The organism is Allomuricauda sp. XS_ASV26 (assembly GCF_041224615.1).
Classification (GTDB): domain Bacteria; phylum Bacteroidota; class Bacteroidia; order Flavobacteriales; family Flavobacteriaceae; genus Flagellimonas; species Flagellimonas alginolytica.
The window spans coordinates 330,363-350,088 of record NZ_JBGFGK010000030.1 but is presented as its reverse complement, the minus strand read 5'-3'; the positions used below and the strand labels follow the sequence as shown (position 1 = coordinate 350,088).

Here is a 19,726-nt window from a genome sequence, read left to right as displayed (position 1 = left end):
AGTTTTAGGTGTAAAAGACCAAGTGATTCAAAAATAAGGCCTACCTAAAAACTTTATTAGGAAAAACCACAGGACTTTCGTGTCCATCTGCACCAATAGCGGCCGCACCAAAAAAATAATTGTCTATTACTATACCTTCCAAGGTATGCTCGTCTACATCGCCAACATACCTGTAATTGTCCCAGGTGGGGGATGTTGTATCCCTCCAATAGATTTTATAGCCTTTGGCTCCATCGACCTTACTCCATCTAAGTTTGGCACTGGGTTCTACAATGCCACCGATTTCAACAGTTTTGGGTGATGGCGGAGCCCAAGCAATGGAGGCTAGGTTTATGGCATTTACGGCTGTGAGTTTTTTGGCATATTCAAAATCTACATGCTCCAATACGTCACCGTAGGCGATGCCATTTTCCGTTCTGATATCTTGGTGCTGTTGTGTATAATTTTCATGGGCCTCCATTATGCGAATTCCGGCAAAACCTGCGTCGTTGAAAGGTCTGTGGTGCCCTCCACGACCAAAGCGATCTAAACGATAGATCAACATAGGATTCATTTCTGGCATATAGGTTTTAGTGGTTTTGTACACATACCTGGCCAGTTGGCGCGAGATTCCATCTACCTCCCCGCCATAGAATCGGCGAGCCCTTCGTTCTTGTTCCGTTTCGGTAGGGGGCACGGGTTCCGAGAATATCCTAAAGTCCCTATTGCTCACCACTCCATCTACTCCGGTAATGTTACCGATCATATCATTGTTCAAAATTCCTACAATATCCCATCCGCTTTCTTTGGCATGGGCTGCAAGACCTTTTCCTCCATATAGTCCCTGCTCCTCTCCAGAAAGGCCCACATAAATAATACTGCTTTCGAACGTGTACTTGGACAGTACCCTTGAGGCTTCGATGGTGCCCGCCATTCCACTGGCATTGTCGTTTGCCCCAGGAGAGGTGGATGTGTAATTGTTAGGGTCGCTCACTCGTGAATCGATATCACCGCTCATGATAATGAACCGGTTGGGATATTTAGTGCCTCTTTGGATGGCTACAACGTTAACAATTTCAACATCTTTTACGATTCGTGCATTATCGCCTTTCTTCACAAAGTTTTTTTGATAAAATACCTCTAAGCAATTACCGCAGTTCGAAGAAATTCTATCGAACTCCGATTTTATCCATCTCCTGGCAGCACCAATTCCTGTGGTCCGGGAAACGGTATCGCTCAAGGTATGCCTTGTTCCAAAGTTAACCAAAGTGGTAACATCGCTCTTTATGCGATCTGCGGAAACGGAATTTATAATGTCATAAAGTCTAGTGTCGGTTTGTGCATAACTTATGCATGCAAAAAGGAGCAGCGTTGCAAGTAGTTTAGTTTTCATATTAAAGGGAGTTGTTTTTCTTTTGAAAGTACATGGCGTGAAAATAACAAATAGGTCCTAAAAGCGTATATAGTATTCCGGGGAGACCGCAATATAATCCAATATGAAACTTGGCAATGATAATGGAAACGAAGGCGACAAAAACAAAAATTCCAAAATGCCGTGCATAAAACAAATGTAATTTATTGCCTGTCCCATTCTTCTTGTATACTCTTAGGTACATTAGGGAAAAACACGTAAAAATCAACAAAAACCCAAGGCTGTACAATTGAAATAGCGAAGAAAAATCGTCTTTGTTGATTTGTAGTGTCCCCGTCCATGAATTGATCAATGATTTGAGCGGAAATATAAAGTAAAGAATCAAAAATAGGAGAACCGTATTTAGGCCAATGATCATATTGTCCATGTAATCTGATCTTCGGAAAAAATTATAATGAACGGACCAGAGCCCTACCAGTGCAAAAAAGCTTACCGAAAAGCTCAAAAAGACTATCCAATCTACCTGTAAAATGGAATTTTCCGCTTGCGTTCCCACAGAAACTACCAAAAGGGTCGCAGCAAAAGCAAATACCGCATCGCTAAAGGCTTCAATTCTACTAATGTTGTGTGGTAGTTTCATGTATTTATTATTGGATAAAGGTTACTTTGCTAATTTCGCCATTTTCTACTTCATAAATAGCAATGGCCTCTAGTATCCTTCCATTTATAGTTGCCGTTTCTTCGTCTATCACCTTGTTTCCGATCACGATCCTGTTTTTTATACTGGCATGTAGGTCGGGGGTGTTTTCAAAGAGAGCACTGTATTGTTGTTCCAGATTCGCCCTGCCTTTTAGGTTTAATGTATTGGGGTAGCTGTATATCTCTATCTGGGGTGCATAGGTGGTGGCAAATGCCTCGATATCCCTTTTATTGTAGGCGTCCAGTTGTTCTTGTACGATACTTTCGGCATCGGTGAGAGGACCATCGGGGAATATAAAGGTCATGGATTGGATTTTACCATTCGCCACTTGGTAGATAGCGACTTGGTGCCCGTCCCTGCCGTCCACTTTGGTAATTTCCTCATCTATAATGGTGTTGCCCAACACTATGCGATTTACAACTTTAACATTAGATGTTTTTACGTTCTCGAAAAACCTTTGGTAGTTCTCGCGCATTTTTGATTTTCCTTGGTACATAGGCTCATCCGGAAATTGTAGAACACGCACATTTTCGGAAAAGCAAGAGACAAAATCGTCTAAGTTCCTATTGTTAAAAGCTTCTACCTGTTTTTGGATTATTTTGGCAGGCGACCCTTCGGCAACAAAGGCCAATCTTTTAGCTTTAGGGCTTATGGCGATTCTACTAATATTGTTGATTTCTTCTTGATTGAATTCCATGATGGTTTCCCATTCCGCGCCTTCGTCCAATTCGAGACGTAGCAATTCTTTGTTGAATCCCGTAATTATGGTTTGGGTGCCCAACCAAGCTATATCCTCCTGATTTTGGTAAGTGTCGATTATCTTTTTTATTTCGCCAGTAGTAGGGTTTAAGGATAAAATTTCCCATTTCTCGCCCTTTTTTCCAACAAAACTGACCAGATCTGATTCGGGGATGTTGTGCAAAGAGCGCCCAACATTTTTATGGACGATTCGGTGTGTGCCTGTTTCAACATCCACGATTACAAGATCCATACGATTATCTGTTAAAACCGTAGCGATCAGGGTAGATGGGTCGTACCATACATGATAACCAATTTTTAAGTCTATTATTGGTGTGGATTCCTGTGTCTGTAAATTGTAAGCATACAGGCGTTGTAAGCCATCCACATCCAGTCGTATGGCGGAAAATGCATTCTTTCCGGGAATACGTAGCGGAGAATATTCACTACCTGCTTTTGTATAGGTCAACCACTTTGATGTGCTTCCTTCTTTAACATTGAATTGAAGAACATCGGTCTGGTCCTCCCGGGTTGATGCAAAAAGGATGGAATCGTCGTTCCAAAACGAAGGTTGATTGTCGTAACCATTGTTGTTCGAAATGTTTTTTGGGTTGGTCAACAGGGGTTTGCCCTCTTTTATTTCTAGATCAAAAAGATATACCTCTGTCTCCGTTTGAGACCATCCTAAGGTAACGGAGAACAACAAGAAAATGCTCAATAAAACTCGTGTCATGGCTTTGTAAAACGTTTCAATAATTGCCTTACCCTTGTGGTATTTTCCACATGGTATTTGGCATGTGTTTTTTTAAGACCGACTTTGACCGTAATTGCGGTCTCCGGTAGTTCTTGGAACATAAATTCGTCCGTCCAATCATCACCAATGGCAAAAACAAAGTCATAATCGTCTTCGGTTAACATACGAGTGGCGGCCCTTCCTTTGTTCACATTACTGTTTTTTATTTCCATTACCTTGTTCCCGTTGAGCACGCTAATATCGTCGTTGCCGATCAAACTTCGAAGAACAGTATTGAGTTCCGTGGCCCTCTTATCCCCGAAATCAGGGTCGGTATTGCGGTAATGCCAAGCTAAGGAATAGTTTTTTTCCTCAATAAACGAGCCAGGTGTCCGATCTACAAAAGATTCGAGCACAGGTCTTATTTTGCCCATCCATTCTCCTTTAACCTGTTCCAACATCTTAAACTCGTCCCCGTTTTTGGAAATCCATACACCATGCTCTACTATCATATTATATTTTTTGGGCAAGAACCATCGGCCAAAGGTCTGTTTGTCCCTCCCGCTTATTAAAAAAACAGTAGTATTTTCTTGGTTGTGCAAGGCATCTAAAAGTTGGTACAATTCTTCATCTGGAGATGCCTTTTGTGGGTCTTTGTGGAAACCTGCCAAGGTCCCGTCATAATCCAAGAACAATAATCGTTTCTTGGATTTTTCATATTCATTTTGAATGGAGGACAATATGCCGGATGACATTTTTTCGGAAATAAAAGCTTTGCCCAGATCTCTGTTCTCTTGCAATGCACTCATAAATTCATTGGCCCAAACCTCTACATTGTAGCGTTCCAATCTTTTCTGAAGAAAAGTGTTACGGGATATTTGCTCTTCCAAAGGCATGTTAAAGGCTTGCTTAAGTGTATCTGCTTGTTGTTCAAAGTTATTCGGATTTATCAACAGAGCTTCGTTCATTTCGTAGGCCGAACCGGCCATCTCGCTTAGAATCAGTACCCCAGACTTATCTGTTCGGGTAGCAATATACTCTTTGGCCACCAAATTCATTCCATCTCTAAGGGGTGTCAGCCATGCAATGTCGCTGGATGTATATAGGTCGATCAGGCTTTCAAAGGGAAGGGAACGATAGAAGTACCAAATAGGTGTCCAGTTCACCGTGGAAAGCTCACCATTTATTCTTCCTACCAGTTCGTCCACCTCTTTTTTTAATAATTGATATTGCGGAACGTTGGAGCGGGAGGGAACGGCAAGTATGATCAATCGGACTTTTTCCTTGTATTCTGGATACTTTTGAAGAAAGTACTCGAATGCGTTGATTCGCTTTGCTATTCCTTTACTATAATCGAGTCGATCTATGGATAGGATCAATTTGGTATCCGGGGCCGATGCTTTGTGGTTGTCCAAACGAACTTGTAGATCACTTCGGTTTTCTTTACTTTTTGAATCATGGTTAACAGCGGCATCCCTAAACTTTTTGTAGTCGATTCCCATGGGGAAAGAATCCACTTTTATGACTCTATTGTCCAGATAGATCTCGTTGAAGCTTACATCCAGACCGATCAATCTGCGGACGGAGCTCAAAAAATGCCTTTCGTAATCGTACGTGTGGAAACCGATAAGGTCCGAGCCCAACAATCCTTCCAGGATTTCTTCACGCCAAGGCAGGGTCCTGAAAATTTCGAAAGAAGGAAAAGGAATGTGCAGAAAGAAACCAATGGTCGTATCCGGTCGTTTTTCGCGGACCATTTGGGGAACCAACATCAATTGGTAATCGTGGACCCAAATAGTATCGTCTTCACTTGAGTTTTCTATAATGGCATCGGCAAACTTTTGGTTTACGGCCTTGTAGGTTTCCCAATAGGTTAATTCAAACTCGGAATATTCCAAAAAATAGTGGAACAAGGGCCAAATGGTACGGTTACTGAATCCATAGTAGAAACCATCCACTTCCTTTGCATTTAGTTTTACCTTGGCACACCCATTATCCTGCAATGCTTTGTCTATTTCATCCTCGAGCCCATCGGGAATATCCTCGTCCGTGAGCCCGGACCAACCGATCCACAGACTTTCGCCACCACTGTGCACAGATTTCATTCCAGTGGCCAAACCTCCAACACTTGGTACTGCATTGAGCGATCCATTGCTAATTTGTAATTGAACGGGTAGCCGATTTGAGATTATGATAGTTTTGCCCATAAAAGGATGATTTTTGAGGTGTTTTAATTTTTTGTTTCTTTAAAAATCGGGAAATTAGATCGCAAAACCAATTCATAAGAACCCTTTTGATACTTTTTGACCTATGGACAACTTGAATTACGGAATTATTGGAAATTGTAGGAGTGCGGCATTGATTTCCAAAGAAGGCTCCATTGACTGGTGCTGTTTGCCGCAATTTGATTCAGCTTCGGTGTTTGCGAAGCTACTGGATGAAAAAAAGGGTGGGAGTTTTGAGATATTAACGGGCGATAATTATAAAATTGATCAACAGTACCACAAGAACACCGCAATATTGGTAACGCGGTATGCCGATGGCGAAAATGTATTTGAGGTACACGATTTTATGCCCCGTCACCATAAGATGAACGGGAAATACATGGCCCCTCCGGAAATAGTCCGGTACATAAAGTATGTGTCCGGAAGTCCCAAGGTTCAATTTAAGTACAATCCAAAATTGGAATATGCTGTAGGCGAGACCGAGCTTTATATTAAAGAAGATTTTATTGCCAGTCTAACCCATGAGAGTAAATACGACACATTGTTCCTCTATACTTCTTTTAATAAGAAACATATATTGGAACAAAAAGAAACCACGCTTAAGGAAGATGGGTATTTTTTGATTTGTTACCATGAGAAAATATTAAAACCTACCACCCAAAAGATTGCTTTGGAACTGGAACGGACCAAAGTTTACTGGTTGGATTGGGTGGATAAGACCCCTACTTACAAGAAATTTAAGGATCAGATAATTCGAAGTGCCATCACTTTAAAAATGTTGACCTACGACAAAACAGGAGCAGTGTTGGCGGCAGCCACTACGTCGCTTCCCGAGACCATAGGGGAGGTTCGTAATTGGGATTACCGATTTTGTTGGATTCGCGATGCTTCAATGGCAATCAAGGTTGTATCCGAATTGGGACATAAAAATTCCGCCAAAAGATTTTTACAATTCATAATCGATTTAATGCCGGATAAGGATGAGAAGCTCCAGATCATGTATGGCATCAACAAAGAAAAAAAGCTGACCGAAATATCCTTGGACCATTTGGATGGTTATAAAGGATCCAAACCGGTAAGGGTGGGTAATGCAGCTTATATGCAAAAACAGAACGATATCTATGGGATTCTGATGGATGTGATTTACGAGCAGCTTCGAAATTTTAGCAATGATTTGGAAAATGGCGAGGAGTTATGGAACATTACCAAAGGTATTGTTTGGATTGTTGGCAAACACTGGCAGGAGCCGGACAAGGGCATTTGGGAGTTTAGGGGAGAGGATAGACATTTTACCTTTTCCAAGGTGCTCTGCTGGGTAGCTATAGATAGGGCTATAAAGGTTGCCAAAATGTTTGGTAAAACCCGAAAATTGGAACGTTGGACCGCCCTTGAACAAGAAATTAAGGAAGATATCCATAAAAATGCCTGGAACAATGACATTAATGCTTTTGTACAATCTTACGGTTCAAGACATTTGGATGCCTCCGTTCTATTGATGGAACCTTATGGGTTTATCCATGCAAGGGACCCAAAATATGTGAGCACGGTTAAGGCCATAGAAGATGGTCTTAGCAATGATGGTCTGTTGTATCGTTATAAGAACGAAGATGATTTTGGACTTCCTTCATCATCCTTTACCATTTGCACCTTTTGGTTTATCAATGCATTGTTCAAGATAGGCGAGGAAGAAAAGGCTCTCGAGTATTTTGAACGACTTTTGAGCTATAGCAACCATCTAGGGTTGTTTAGTGAGGATATCGATTTTAAGACCAAGCGGTTGTTGGGCAATTTTCCACAGGCCTACTCGCACTTGGCACTTATTGAATGTGCCATCAATTTTTCCAATAAGCAAAAAGATGAGCGGATATTGGAATCCATAGGGTAATAAAAAACGCCCCGATCGGGGCGTTTTCCAATTGTGGGTTCAAAGATCCCGGCAATTATTTGAATTAGTCAAAGGTATACCCATTGTCCGCGGCAACTTTGTCGGCAATCTGAGTCCTTAGATCGACCACGTTGGGTTGGTTCGTGTACTTGGTAAAGCGTTTTAGCCCCATAAGCATCATACGTTGCTCATCTCCTTCGGCAAAAGAAACTATAGCCTCTTTGCCTTTTTGTTGAATAATGTCCACCGCTCTGTACAAATAGAGTTTGGACATTGCTATTTGTGCTTTTTGGGAATCTTCACCAAAGCGTTTTGCGTTTTTCTCTGTTCTTAAAATTGCGGATTCGGCCATATATACCTGAATCAAAATATCGGAAGCTGCCATCAACAACATTTGATGTTTTTCCAAATCCGGTCCAAATTTTTGAACGGCGCTACCGGCAATCATCAAGAACACTTTTTTTAATCGAGCCACTAGGTCTTTTTCTTCTGAAAAAAGTTCTGAAAAATCAGGTGTATCGAAAGATGGAATACCCATAAGCTCTTCACCAACAGCAGTTGCTGGGCCCAACAGGTCCACATGGCCTTTCATGGCCTTTTTAACCAACATTCCAACGGAGAGCATTCGGTTGATTTCGTTGGTACCTTCATAAATTCTGGCAATACGCGCGTCTCTCCACGCGGATTCCATTGGGGTATCGGCGCTAAAGCCCATTCCCCCGAATATTTGGATACCCTCATCCGTGGTGTGCTGAACATGCTCGGAAACAGCTACTTTCAGAATAGAGCACTCGATGGCATATTCTTCAACACCTTTAAGTTCTGCTTCTTGGTGTGAGTTGCCACTGGCTTCGCGAATCGCAATTCTGTCTTCAATATTTTTTGCAGCCCGGTAGCAAGCGGCCTCGTCCACGTAGGCATTGGTGGCCATGTCGGCAATTTTAGCTTTGATAGCTCCAAAATTGATGATGGGTGTTTTGAATTGAATGCGTTCATTGGCGTATTTGGTTGCTTCTCCGATTACTCTTCGTTGTGCTTCCAAACATGCCGCGGCCAATTTAATTCTACCTACGTTCAAAGCATTCATGGCAATCTTGAATCCATTGCCTCTTTCGGACAGCATATTTTCGACCGGAACCTTGGTCTCGTTGAAAAATACTTGGCGGGTAGAGGAGGAGTGGATACCCAACTTCTTTTCTTCATCACCTAAACTGATACCGTTTTCAGGGTCGTTCTCAACAATGAACCCGGTAATGTTCTTGTCATCCTCGATACGAGCGAATACAATGAACAGATTACAGAACCCTGCATTGGAAATCCACATTTTCTGTCCTGAAATGCTGTAATATTTACCGTCTTCGGATAACACAGCCTTGGTTTTGCCGGAATTGGCGTCGGAACCTGCTCCAGGTTCTGTTAAGCAATAGGCCCCAAACCATTCTCCCGTGGCCAATTTGGGAACGTATTTTTGTTTTTGCTCTTCGGTCCCGTACAAGGTGATGGGCATGGTCCCGATACCAGTATGTGCGCCAAAAGCTGTACTAAAGGATCCTGTTGCACCGGAAATGTAGTCGCAGACCAACATAGTGGATACAAAACCCATTCCCATACCACCATAGGCTTCAGGAACCGCTATGCTTAAAAGTCCAAGTTCCCCCGCTTTTTTCATACACTCCTCGGTATAGGCGTAGTCTTTTTGCTCGAACCGCTCCCAATGTGCCCAAAGTTCGCGATCTACAAACTCCTTGGAGCTTTCGCGCATCATTTTTTGTTCTTCGTTCAGATCCTCAAGGGTGAACACGTCCTCACATTTGGTCTCCTTGACCAAGAATTGACCTCCTCTCAGTATGTCTTTTTCTTTAGTATCGCTCATGATTTTTTGTTGTTTAGTATTTTTAATTAAGAAATTCGAATATACCTGCAGCACCTTGTCCGGTACCTACACACATGGTCACCATACCATATTTACCTTTCATGTCCCGCTTTCTCATTTCATCAAAAAGCTGTACCGATAGTTTGGCACCTGTACATCCAAGTGGGTGACCCAGGGCAATGGCCCCTCCATTAACATTAACGATATCTTGGTTGAGTCCCAACTCACGGATTACGGCCAAAGATTGTGAAGCAAAGGCCTCGTTCAGTTCGATAAGTTCAATGTCATTTTGTTTTAAGCCTGCCTGCTTCAAAGCTTTTGGAATGGCTTTTACCGGACCAATACCCATAATTCTTGGTTCTACACCTGCTGCAGCATAGTTTACCAATCTAGCTATGGGTTCCAAATTGAGCTCTTTGACCATATCCTCGCTCATTACCATCACAAAAGCGGCACCATCGCTCATCTGCGACGAATTCCCGGCAGTAACGCTTCCATTTGCAGCAAAAACAGGTCTTAATTTGTTCAAAGTAGGAATGTTGGTACCTTTTCTTGGTCCTTCATCCTTGTTTACTGTGTATGTTTTGGTTTCCTTTTTTCCAGTTTCGTTCACAAAGGTATGTTCCACTTCAATGGGCACGATTTGATCTTGAAAACGATTTTCTGCTTGCGCCTTCAATGCTTTCATATGGGAGTTGTATGCAAATTCATCTTGGTCCTCTCTGGAAACCTTGAATTGTTGGGCAACGGCTTCTGCCGTAAGTCCCATTCCCCAATAATAGTCTTCGTGGCCTTCTTTTGCCGTGGCGTAATCGGGTGTTGGTTTGTAACCTCCCATAGGGATGTAGCTCATACTTTCAGCCCCTCCGGCTATGATGCAATCCGCCATTCCCGATTGTATTTTGGCTGTTGCTATGCCTATGGTTTCCAATCCGGATGCGCAATAACGGTTTACGGTAACGCCGGGAACATCTTCAATGTTGAGCCCCATTAATGAGATCAATCGTCCCATGTTCAATCCTTGTTCGGCTTCTGGCATGGCGTTTCCTACGATAACATCATCGATGCGTTTTTTGTCCAATTGGGGAAGCTCCGTCATCATATGCTCTATGGTCTCTGCGGCTAGTTCATCTGGTCGTTTAAACCTGAACAGACCTTTTGGGGCTTTGCCCACGGCTGTTCTATATCCTTTTACTATATATGCTGTTTTCATTTTTACTTTTGATTTTTAGGTTCAAGAAACAAGAGTCAGGATTTTGTGCCTTGGCCCTTTTGTCTTGATTCCTGTGTCTAGTTTCTCAATGGTTTTCCGGTTTTCAACATGTGTTGGATACGTTCCAGCGTTTTTCTTTCAGTACAAAGCGATAGAAATGCTTCTCGTTCCAAATCCAAAAGATATTGTTCGGTCACCATGGTAGCTTCAGAAAGGTCGCCACCGGCCATAACGTAGGCCAGTTTATCGGCAATCTTTTTGTCGTGCTCAGAAATATAATGTCCGGCTTCCATGGAATCGGTTCCTACCAAGAACATACCCAAAGCTTGTTTGCCCAGAACTTTTACATCTTTACGTTTTACAGGTTTGGTGTAGCCTGCATCTGCCATAATTTTGGCGTGTGCTTTGGCAGTTGCTATTTGTCGGTCTTTGTTTACGACGACTACGTCCTTTCCTTTTTGTAGGATGCCCAAATCAAAGGCTTCGTAAGCCGAAGTGGATACTTTGGCCATACCAATGGTCAAGAAATACTCTTGTAGCACGTTGAGTTCTACGTCATTTTTCCTGAAAGTATCGGAAGCGCGGAGTGCCATTTCTTTAGATCCACCACCGCCAGGGATCACACCTACGCCAAATTCGACCAAACCAATGTAGGTTTCGGCAGCGGCCACAACTTTATCTGCATGCATTGAAAGCTCACAGCCACCACCCAAAGCCATTCCGTGCGGTGCGGCTACGGTTGGAATGGATGAGTATCGCATGCGCATCATGGTATCTTGGAAGTATTTTATGGCCATGTTCAACTCATCGTATTCTTGTTCCACTGCCATCATAAAGATCATACCGATATTGGCCCCTACGGAGAAATTGGCAGCTTGGTTCCCTATGACCAACCCTGCAAAATCCTTTTCGGCAAGGTCAACGGCTTTGTTCAAGCCAGAGAGCACATCACCTCCAATGGTGTTCATTTTGGATTGGAACTCGCAATTAAGGATTCCATCGCCTAAATCTTCTATAACAACACCACTGTTTTTAAAAACCTCCTTGGTTTTTCGGATGTTGTCCAGAATAATGAATGCATCTTGACCTGGAACTTTTTCCATTGTCTTTTTGCTGATATCATAATAGTAGGTTGCCCCATCTTTTACGGTGTAGAATGAATCCACACCTGCAGATTTCATGTCGGCAACCCATGAAGCGGGCTCCAAACCTTCGGCTTTGATGAATTCCAATCCCTTTTCAAGGCCAACGGCATCCCAAATTTGAAACGGACCATGTTCCCAGCCGAAACCGGCCTTCATGGCATCATCTATTTTGTATAGCTCATCCGAAATTTCAGGAATACGATGGGTTACATAAGCAAAAAGGGCTCCAAAACTCTTTCTGTAAAACTCTCCGGCCTTATCTTTACCGCCTACCAATACGGGAAAACGCTCTATGACTTTATCAATGGTCTTGGTTAGCTCTAAAGTTGCAAACTTTGCACTTTTTTTAGAACGATAATCCATGGTGTCCAAATCCAAAGTGAGGATTTCGCTTTTACCATTGTCGCCTTTTACTTTTTTATAGAATCCTTGACCTGTTTTGCTTCCCAACCATTTGTTGTCCATCATGGTTTTGATGAAATCGGGCAGCTGGAACAGTTCGTGACGCTCATCGTCCTTACAGTTCTCACTGATTCCGTTGGCCACATGTACCAAAGTATCCAAACCAACCACATCCACCGTACGGAAAGTAGCAGATTTTGGACGACCGATTACGGGGCCTGTCAATTTATCCACTTCTTCCACTGTCATGCCCATTTCTTTTACAGCATGAAACAGACTTTGAATGCTGAAGATTCCGATTCGGTTCCCGATAAATGCGGGAGTATCTTTAGCCACCACGGAGGTTTTGCCCAAGAATTGTTCACCGTATCCGTTCAAGAAATCCAAAACCTCTTTTGAAGTTTTAGGTCCAGGAATGATTTCGAAAAGTTTTAGATATCGAGCAGGGTTAAAGAAATGTGTTCCGCAGAAGTGTTTCTGGAAATCCTCGCTTCTTCCTTCGCTCATAAATTTAATAGGGATACCGGAAGTGTTTGAGGTAATCAAGGTTCCCGGTGTGCGGTGTTTGTCCAGATTCTCGAACACTTGTTTTTTAATGTCCAAGCGTTCAACGACCACTTCAATGATCCAATCCACATCCGCCACTTTGGAAATATCGTCTTCCAAGTTTCCTGTGGTAATACGATCTGCGAATTTTTGATGGTAAATAGGAGAGGGTTTGGATTTTAAGGCAGCGGTCAAAGAATCGTTTACCAAACGATTACGAACCGCCTTGTCTTCCAATGTTAGTCCCTTGGCTTTTTCCTTGTCGTTCAGTTCGCGAGGAACTATGTCCAACAATAGTACCTCGACCCCAATGTTAGCAAAGTGACATGCAATGCCACTGCCCATTATACCGGAACCGATTACGGCAATTTTGTTTATATGCCTTTTCATGTGCGAGTTTGAAATTTAATTATTAGTTGTTTTTGAATATATTTTTTTGTCGGTAATAAGCTTGTTTATTGTGCTCATGGTCTTAAAAAAAACATTTAGATCTTCTTCTGGTACATGCTCTTTGACAACCTCGTTGAACCTGAGAACTACCTCTTTGGATTCCTCCCGTTTTTCAAGGCCCAAAGGGGTTAGAAAAATCAGGACTCCGCGCCCATCCTTTGGGTTTCGTTTTCTTAAAATGTATCCTTTTTGCTCAATATTCTTTAAGATTCTTGACAAACTTGTAGCTTCCATTCCCATTTTAGGGCCTAATGTGGTACTTGGAGTACCCCCTTTTGGATCCATGCTCAAAAGGGTAAACCCGATGGCCATGGTAAGATCATAGTTTTTAGCTTCCTCATTGTACATTTTGCTTACCGCCTGCCAGGTAGCCCTAAGGGCGTGATCAATGGTCAAATCTTTCATAGAACTGGTTTGGTGTTCTCAAATATATAAAAATTTATTATGCATGCATAATAAATTTAGGTTAAGTGTACCTTAATAAATTAGAGTTGAATTAAATAGAGGGTAATTGTAAGCTAGTTACAATTTTTTTGCTTGGAACTAGTGTTTTTTTGACTTTATATTCCTATTGCCAACTATATGGAGCACTTTTAAAACCAAACAATCTCAGCTTTTGCCGAAGTATAAACCGTGAATTAGGTTTTTATATTATTATGATATGAAGTACGGTCTGCTCATCTAACATCCAATCTTTATACAATATTTGGGTGTTGATTGTCCAACTCATTGAAAAAATTAGATTCTGAACCTAGTTCAGGGTGACGGTTCTCAGATATACTCAGAACACCATACCGATTATTGATCATTGCTAATTGAACATTGTAGTTTGATCAATGCCCATAAATATCATTATAAAGTGCTAGATATTTTTCTTTAACAATTTTGCGCTTCAATTTTAGGGTAGGGGTCAAGTGTCCTTCATCGATGCTCCAAACATTAGAAGTAAGCCTAAACTGTTTTACTTTTTCCCATTTGGCAAACTCCTCATTGGCCAAATCCACTTCTTCCTGCATTCTTGCTATGACCTTTTCGTTTTTCACCAATTCTTCATTTGAGTTTAGCACTATATCGTGCCTTTTGGCCCATTCGTGCATAAACTCAAAATTAGGTTGAATTATGGCCGCCGGCATTTTTTCGCCTTCTCCAACAACCATTATCTGTTCAATAAAGCGAGATTGCTTAAATCGATTTTCCAGGATTTGTGGAGCTACATATTTACCGCCCGACGTTTTGAACATTTCTTTCTTACGATCGGTAATGCGCAAAAAGCCATCGGCATCCACTTCACCGATATCGCCAGTATGGAAATAATCGTCGGTCATAACCTGTGCGGTTTTTTCAGGATCTTTGTAGTAGCCCAACATTACATTGGGACCTTTGCAAAGGATTTCACCATCTTCGGCAATTTTGACTTCAACACCATTTATAATTTTTCCAACGGTGCCAATCTTCCAACCTTTGTTACGTTGATCGTTCACGGCAATCACAGGAGAAGTTTCCGTAAGCCCGTACCCTTCCATTACGGGCATTTGAGCTGCTCCAAAAACGCGTGCCAATCTAGGTTGTAAAGCGGCACTGCCCGATACCATTACGGATAAATTTCCACCAAGACCTTCTTTCCACTTACTAAAAATCAATTTACGGGCGAGCCCAAGTCTTTTCTCGTACCACCAACCGTTGGCACCATAGGGCTCAAACTTGAGTCCAATTTCTACCGCCCAAAAAAACAGTTTCTTTTTTATGCCTGTTAGATTGGCTCCTTTTGCTATTATCGCATCGTAAACCTTCTCAAGCAGACGTGGCACCACTGTCATTACATCGGGTTTTACCTCTTTTATGTTGTCACTGATCTTATCCAGTCCTTCTGCAAAATGAATTTCTATACCACAATATTGGTACAGATAAAGAATCATCCTTTCAAAAATGTGACAAACCGGTAAAAAACTGAGAGCAACACCGCCAGTCTCAAAAGGCACTCTGGCCTCACTGGAAATAACGTTGGACACAATATTATCGTGAGAAAGCATTACGCCCTTTGGTCTTCCTGTTGTGCCCGAGGTATATATAAGGGACGCCAGGTCTTTGGGTTTTACCGTGGCTTTTAATTCTTCTACGTTTTCTTGATTGGAAGGATCGGCGCCCTTTTCCAGGACTTCCTTCCAGTTTTTGCAATTTTTAAGCTCGTCAAACGAATAGACTTCTTCGATCTTTTTGATTTTTGAACTTATGGCAAGCACTTTTTCCAACACATCTTCACACGAAACAAAGCAATACTTGGCTTCTGAATGGTTAAGGATGTATTCGTAGTCGTCTTCGGAAATGGTGGGGTAGATCGGAACGGTTTGTGCCCCGATTTGAAGTACGCCAATATCCATTATGTTCCACTCTGTTCGGTTGGTCGTGGATATAATGGCGATTTTATCATTCGGCTTTACGCCCATCCGTAACAAAGCCCTGCTCACCGCATTGGCCTTGTCGATGTATTCCTTGGTGGACGTAGCTATCCATTTACCGTCACTTTTGGTGACCAATGATTTTTCTAAGGGGTATTTTTCAAGTTGATAGTATGGGAAATCAAATAATCGGGTAATAGTTTGCATAGTAAGTTTTATGTAAAGCGATTGCAAATTAGCAAATCAGACCTTAACAATGAAACAGATTTAACAATTACCTAATGTGTTTTTTGAAAAATCCCCAATTATCAACCTATATCAGCAATAAAAAATATTACTTCCTCAAGTTGTCCAACCATTCTTTTGCGTTCACAAAAGCCTGAAGCCACGGGGACACCTTGTCGTTTCTATCTTTTGGATAGTGGGCCCAGTTCCATGGGAACGTTGAACGTTCAATATGGGGCATGGTCACCAAGTGCCTACCTGTTTTGTCACAAAGCATTGCCGTATTGTAATCACTTCCGTTTGGATTGGCAGGATAAGTCTCATATCCGTATTTGGCCACAATATTGTATTGATCTTCGGTATGTGGAAGGCTAAATTTACCTTCTCCATGGCTGATCCATACACCAAGAGTTGTGCCGGCCATATTGGACAGCATAACCGAGTTGTTTTTTTCGATTTTCACCGAAGTAAAATTGCTCTCGTGCTTATGGGAGTCATTGTAGGTCATTCTACCGTGCGTTTCGTGTTCTGGGTTAATAAGATCTAGCTCCATGAACAACTGGCAACCATTACAAATACCAACAGAGAGGGTATCTGGCCTGGCAAAGAAATCTTTTAAGGCTTTATTGGCTTTTTCGTTGTATTTGAAAGCACCTGCCCAACCTTTGGCACTTCCCAACACATCGGAGTTGGAGAATCCACCAACGGCACCAATAAATTGAATGTCCTCCAGTGTTTCCCTGCCCGAGATCAAGTCTGTCATATGCACATCCTTTACATCGAACCCGGCCAAGTACATCGCATTTGCCATTTCACGTTCGGAATTGCTTCCTTTTTCACGAAGAATAGCTGCTTTGGGTCTGTTGCTGAACTTTGGTTCCTGAGCGGAGTCGAAGGAAGTCGCAACCGTTGGAAGTTTTCCATCAAAATTTTCAGGAAAAACATATTGCAACGGTTGTTTTTTGTAATTATCAAAACGGTCTTTGGCCAAACCGTTCGCAGTTTGCTTGCTGTCCAATAAATAGGAAGTTTTGAACCAAGTGTCACGCAGCGAAGCAATGTTCAAACCTATTTCGATGCCATTGTTTTTGATTTTCAAGGTACTTTCGGAAGTTGGAACACCAATTTTTGTGAAATTTACCCCGGAATCGGATAAAACTTTCTCCACTGTTTCATCTTTGGCTTGGAATACCACCCCGATATTTTCTGAGAACAACAGTTTGATGCTGTCTTCCTCCCCAATACCGGAAAGATCTAATTTGGCCCCTAGGTTATTGTCGGCAAAGCAAAGTTCCAACAAGGTAGTTATCAACCCTCCTGAAGCCACATCGTGACCGGCTAAAATCTGGCCCTTTTTGATGAGCTTTTGCAAAGTGTTGAAAGTGGTCTTAAAATATTCAGCATCCATAACAGATGGAGCTTGGTCACCAATGCCGTTTAAAATCTGCGCAAAGGAAGAACCACCTAATTTATGGCTGTCCTTGGATAAATTGATGTAGTAAATATCGCCACCGTTTTTCTGCAAAACAGGCTCCACAACTTGGTCAATGTTGTTGCAATTGGCAGCAGCAGAGATGATTACCGTTCCAGGGGAAAGTACTTCACCATCCTTATATTTTTGTTTCATGGAAAGTGAATCCTTTCCGGTGGGCACATTTATTCCTAGATCGATCGCGAATTCCGACAAAGATTCCACTGCACAGTATAAACGGGCATCTTCACCTTCATTTCTACAGGGCCACATCCAGTTTGCTGAGAGCGATACGGATTTCAATCCATTCTTTAACGGTGCCCAGACAATATTTGTCAACGATTCTGCAACACTGTTTCTACTTCCTGCAACGGGGTCTATCAATGCCGATATGGGGGAGTGGCCTATACTGGTGGCAATCCCTTCCTTTCCTTTAAAGTCTAGGGCCATAACCCCACAGTTGTTCAGTGGCAATTGCAATGGTCCGGCGCATTGTTGCTTTGCAACACGACCTCCCACACAACGATCAACCTTGTTTGTTAACCAGTCCTTGCTGGCTACCGCCTCCAATTGGAGTACTTGTTCCAAATAATCGTGGAAATGCTCCAGCGAATAGGATAGGGCAGGATACTTTTGTTGTGCCGATTTATCGGCCATTATGGTTTTTGGAGAGCTCCCGAACATATCGGACAACTCCAAATTCATTGGTGTCTCTCCTGTTTGTCCGGATGTAAATTTAAAGGTGTGGTCGCCCGTTACCTCACCAACGTTGTACATAGGGGAGCGTTCACGTGCAGAAACCCGGTTCAATAGGTCCAAATCTTTTTCCCTGATCACCAAGCCCATACGCTCTTGGGATTCGTTTCCGATCAATTCTTTTTTGGAAAGTGTAGGGTCGCCAACCGGTAATTTATCCGTATCTATGGTTCCTCCTGTTTCTTCCACCAATTCTGATAAACAGTTGAGGTGTCCACCAGCTCCGTGGTCGTGAATGGAAACGATGGGGTTATCGTGACTTTCGAACAATCCGCGAACGGCATTCGAAGCTCTTTTTTGCATTTCAGGGTTGGAACGTTGTACGGCGTTTAATTCAATAGCCGAACTGAACTCGCCCGTGTCCGCACTGGATACGGCAGCTCCACCCATCCCGATTCTGTAATTATCACCACCTAGAACAACTATTCTGTCTCCCTTCTTGGGTGTGTCTTTTAAGGCTTGGTCTGTTTTTCCATAACCAATACCCCCTGCCATCATTATCACTTTGTCGAAGCCCAATTTACGGACCTCTTCTTGGTGTTCGAATGTTAAAACAGAACCGGCGATCAAAGGTTGACCGAATTTATTTCCAAAGTCGGATGCACCGTTGGATGCCTTGATCAGGATATCCATTGGAGTTTGGTACAGCCAGTCCCTTTCTTGCATACCTTTTTCCCAAGGACGATTTTCTTCCAATCGGGAATAGGATGTCATATAAACAGCGGTTCCAGCCAAGGGCAACGATCCTTTTCCACCAGCCAAACGATCACGAATCTCACCGCCGGACCCTGTAGCAGCACCATTAAAAGGCTCCACGGTGGTCGGGAAATTGTGGGTCTCCGCTTTAAGCGATAATACGGAATCGAATTCTTTTTCTTCGTAAAAATCGGGTTTGTCGGCACTTTTTGGTGCAAACTGAATTGCTTTTGGCCCTTTTATAAAAGCAACATTGTCTTTGTATGCGGAAACAATATCGTTTGGATGTGCTTCCGAAGTCTTTTTGATCAGTTTAAATAGGGAAGAAGGCTTTTCTTCTCCGTCAATCACAAAGGTGCCGTTAAAAATTTTGTGGCGGCAATGCTCGGAATTCACTTGGCTGAACCCAAAGACTTCGGAATCCGTCAACTTGCGACCCAATTTCTTGGCCAGACCTTCCAAATAGGCCACCTCTTCATCACTTAGGGCCAATCCTTCTTTTTCGTTGTACGTTGCAATATCATCGATTTCCATAATGGGTTCTGGAACAATATCGATAGTGAAAATATCTTGTCCCAAAGCGGTGTATTTTTGGGAAAGCATGGGGTCAAAATTGGTAAAATCCTCGGCAATGGCATGGAATTCCTCTATTCTGATGATTCCTGGGATGCCCATGTTTTGGGTGATTTCGGTCGCATTGGTACTCCAAGGTGTAACCATGGCGGCACGTGGCCCAACAAAAAAGGCGTCGAGAGACGCCGCTTCAATCTTAGGTTGGTCGCCAAACAACCAAGTTAATTTGTCAATATCTTCCTGAGCGATTTCCTGAGCGGTTTGGACGGCAAAAACCTTGGTCGCCTTGTCCCCAAAAAAATGGATCATACAGTCTATGAGTTGAACGGTTTAAGAAAGTGCAAAAAT

At 42.5% G+C, this 19,726-nt stretch carries 11 protein-coding genes; 1 reads left to right on the top strand and 10 read right to left on the bottom strand.

Translation table 11 applies throughout. The annotated features are described in order from the left end of the window. Positions 1 to 40: 40 nt before the first annotated feature. From AB9K32_RS06690 to AB9K32_RS06675, 4 genes are read right to left on the bottom strand one after another with little or no spacing between them, the layout of a single operon-like run. Positions 41 to 1,372 carry a M28 family peptidase gene (locus tag AB9K32_RS06690; RefSeq protein WP_369884739.1) on the bottom strand — a complete coding sequence of 444 codons (1,332 nt, stop codon included), beginning with the start codon at positions 1,370 to 1,372 and terminating at the stop codon, positions 41 to 43. A gap of 1 nt (position 1,373) precedes the next feature. Beyond that, on the bottom strand, positions 1,374 to 1,991 hold the full coding sequence (locus AB9K32_RS06685; RefSeq protein WP_369884738.1) for a TMEM175 family protein: 618 nt from the start codon (positions 1,989 to 1,991) through the stop codon (positions 1,374 to 1,376). Between the two features lie 7 nt (positions 1,992 to 1,998). Then, the gene (locus AB9K32_RS06680) at positions 1,999 to 3,522 is read right to left on the bottom strand and encodes a nuclear transport factor 2 family protein (protein ID WP_369884737.1); all 1,524 of its coding nucleotides are present in this window, start codon (positions 3,520 to 3,522) and stop codon (positions 1,999 to 2,001) included. Further along, positions 3,519 to 5,729: a bifunctional alpha,alpha-trehalose-phosphate synthase (UDP-forming)/trehalose-phosphatase gene (locus AB9K32_RS06675; RefSeq protein ID WP_338195690.1), complete on the bottom strand. Its 2,211-nt coding sequence runs from the start codon at positions 5,727 to 5,729 to the stop codon at positions 3,519 to 3,521. Before AB9K32_RS06675 ends, AB9K32_RS06680 begins: the two co-directional genes overlap by 4 nt. 103 nt (positions 5,730 to 5,832) lie before the next feature. On the opposite strand from AB9K32_RS06675, the gene AB9K32_RS06670 reads away from it, so the two are divergent. After that, positions 5,833 to 7,632 (top strand): glycoside hydrolase family 15 protein, encoded by a 1,800-nt coding sequence (locus AB9K32_RS06670; protein WP_338195687.1) that lies wholly within the window; start codon positions 5,833 to 5,835, stop codon positions 7,630 to 7,632. A 64-nt stretch (positions 7,633 to 7,696) separates the two neighbouring features. Here the strand turns inward: AB9K32_RS06670 and AB9K32_RS06665 are convergent, their stop codons facing one another. The 6 genes from AB9K32_RS06665 to purL form a co-directional block, all read right to left on the bottom strand. After that, complete coding sequence (locus tag AB9K32_RS06665; RefSeq protein WP_224836611.1) at positions 7,697 to 9,505, bottom strand: acyl-CoA dehydrogenase family protein; 1,809 nt, start codon at positions 9,503 to 9,505, stop codon at positions 7,697 to 7,699. A 22-nt stretch (positions 9,506 to 9,527) separates the two neighbouring features. Then, complete coding sequence (locus tag AB9K32_RS06660) at positions 9,528 to 10,718, bottom strand: acetyl-CoA C-acyltransferase (RefSeq protein WP_369884736.1); 1,191 nt, start codon at positions 10,716 to 10,718, stop codon at positions 9,528 to 9,530. 77 nt (positions 10,719 to 10,795) lie between these two features. Continuing rightward, positions 10,796 to 13,201, bottom strand: a complete 2,406-nt coding sequence (locus tag AB9K32_RS06655; RefSeq protein WP_369884735.1) for a 3-hydroxyacyl-CoA dehydrogenase/enoyl-CoA hydratase family protein — start codon at positions 13,199 to 13,201, stop codon at positions 10,796 to 10,798. A gap of 15 nt (positions 13,202 to 13,216) precedes the next feature. Beyond that, positions 13,217 to 13,666: a MarR family winged helix-turn-helix transcriptional regulator gene (locus tag AB9K32_RS06650; RefSeq protein WP_252079995.1), complete on the bottom strand. Its 450-nt coding sequence runs from the start codon at positions 13,664 to 13,666 to the stop codon at positions 13,217 to 13,219. Between the two features lie 428 nt (positions 13,667 to 14,094). Further along, the gene (locus tag AB9K32_RS06645; protein WP_369884734.1) at positions 14,095 to 15,864 is read right to left on the bottom strand and encodes a long-chain fatty acid--CoA ligase; all 1,770 of its coding nucleotides are present in this window, start codon (positions 15,862 to 15,864) and stop codon (positions 14,095 to 14,097) included. A gap of 127 nt (positions 15,865 to 15,991) precedes the next feature. Continuing rightward, on the bottom strand, positions 15,992 to 19,687 hold the full coding sequence (gene purL, locus AB9K32_RS06640; RefSeq protein WP_369884733.1) for a phosphoribosylformylglycinamidine synthase: 3,696 nt from the start codon (positions 19,685 to 19,687) through the stop codon (positions 15,992 to 15,994). Positions 19,688 to 19,726: the final 39 nt, after the last annotated feature.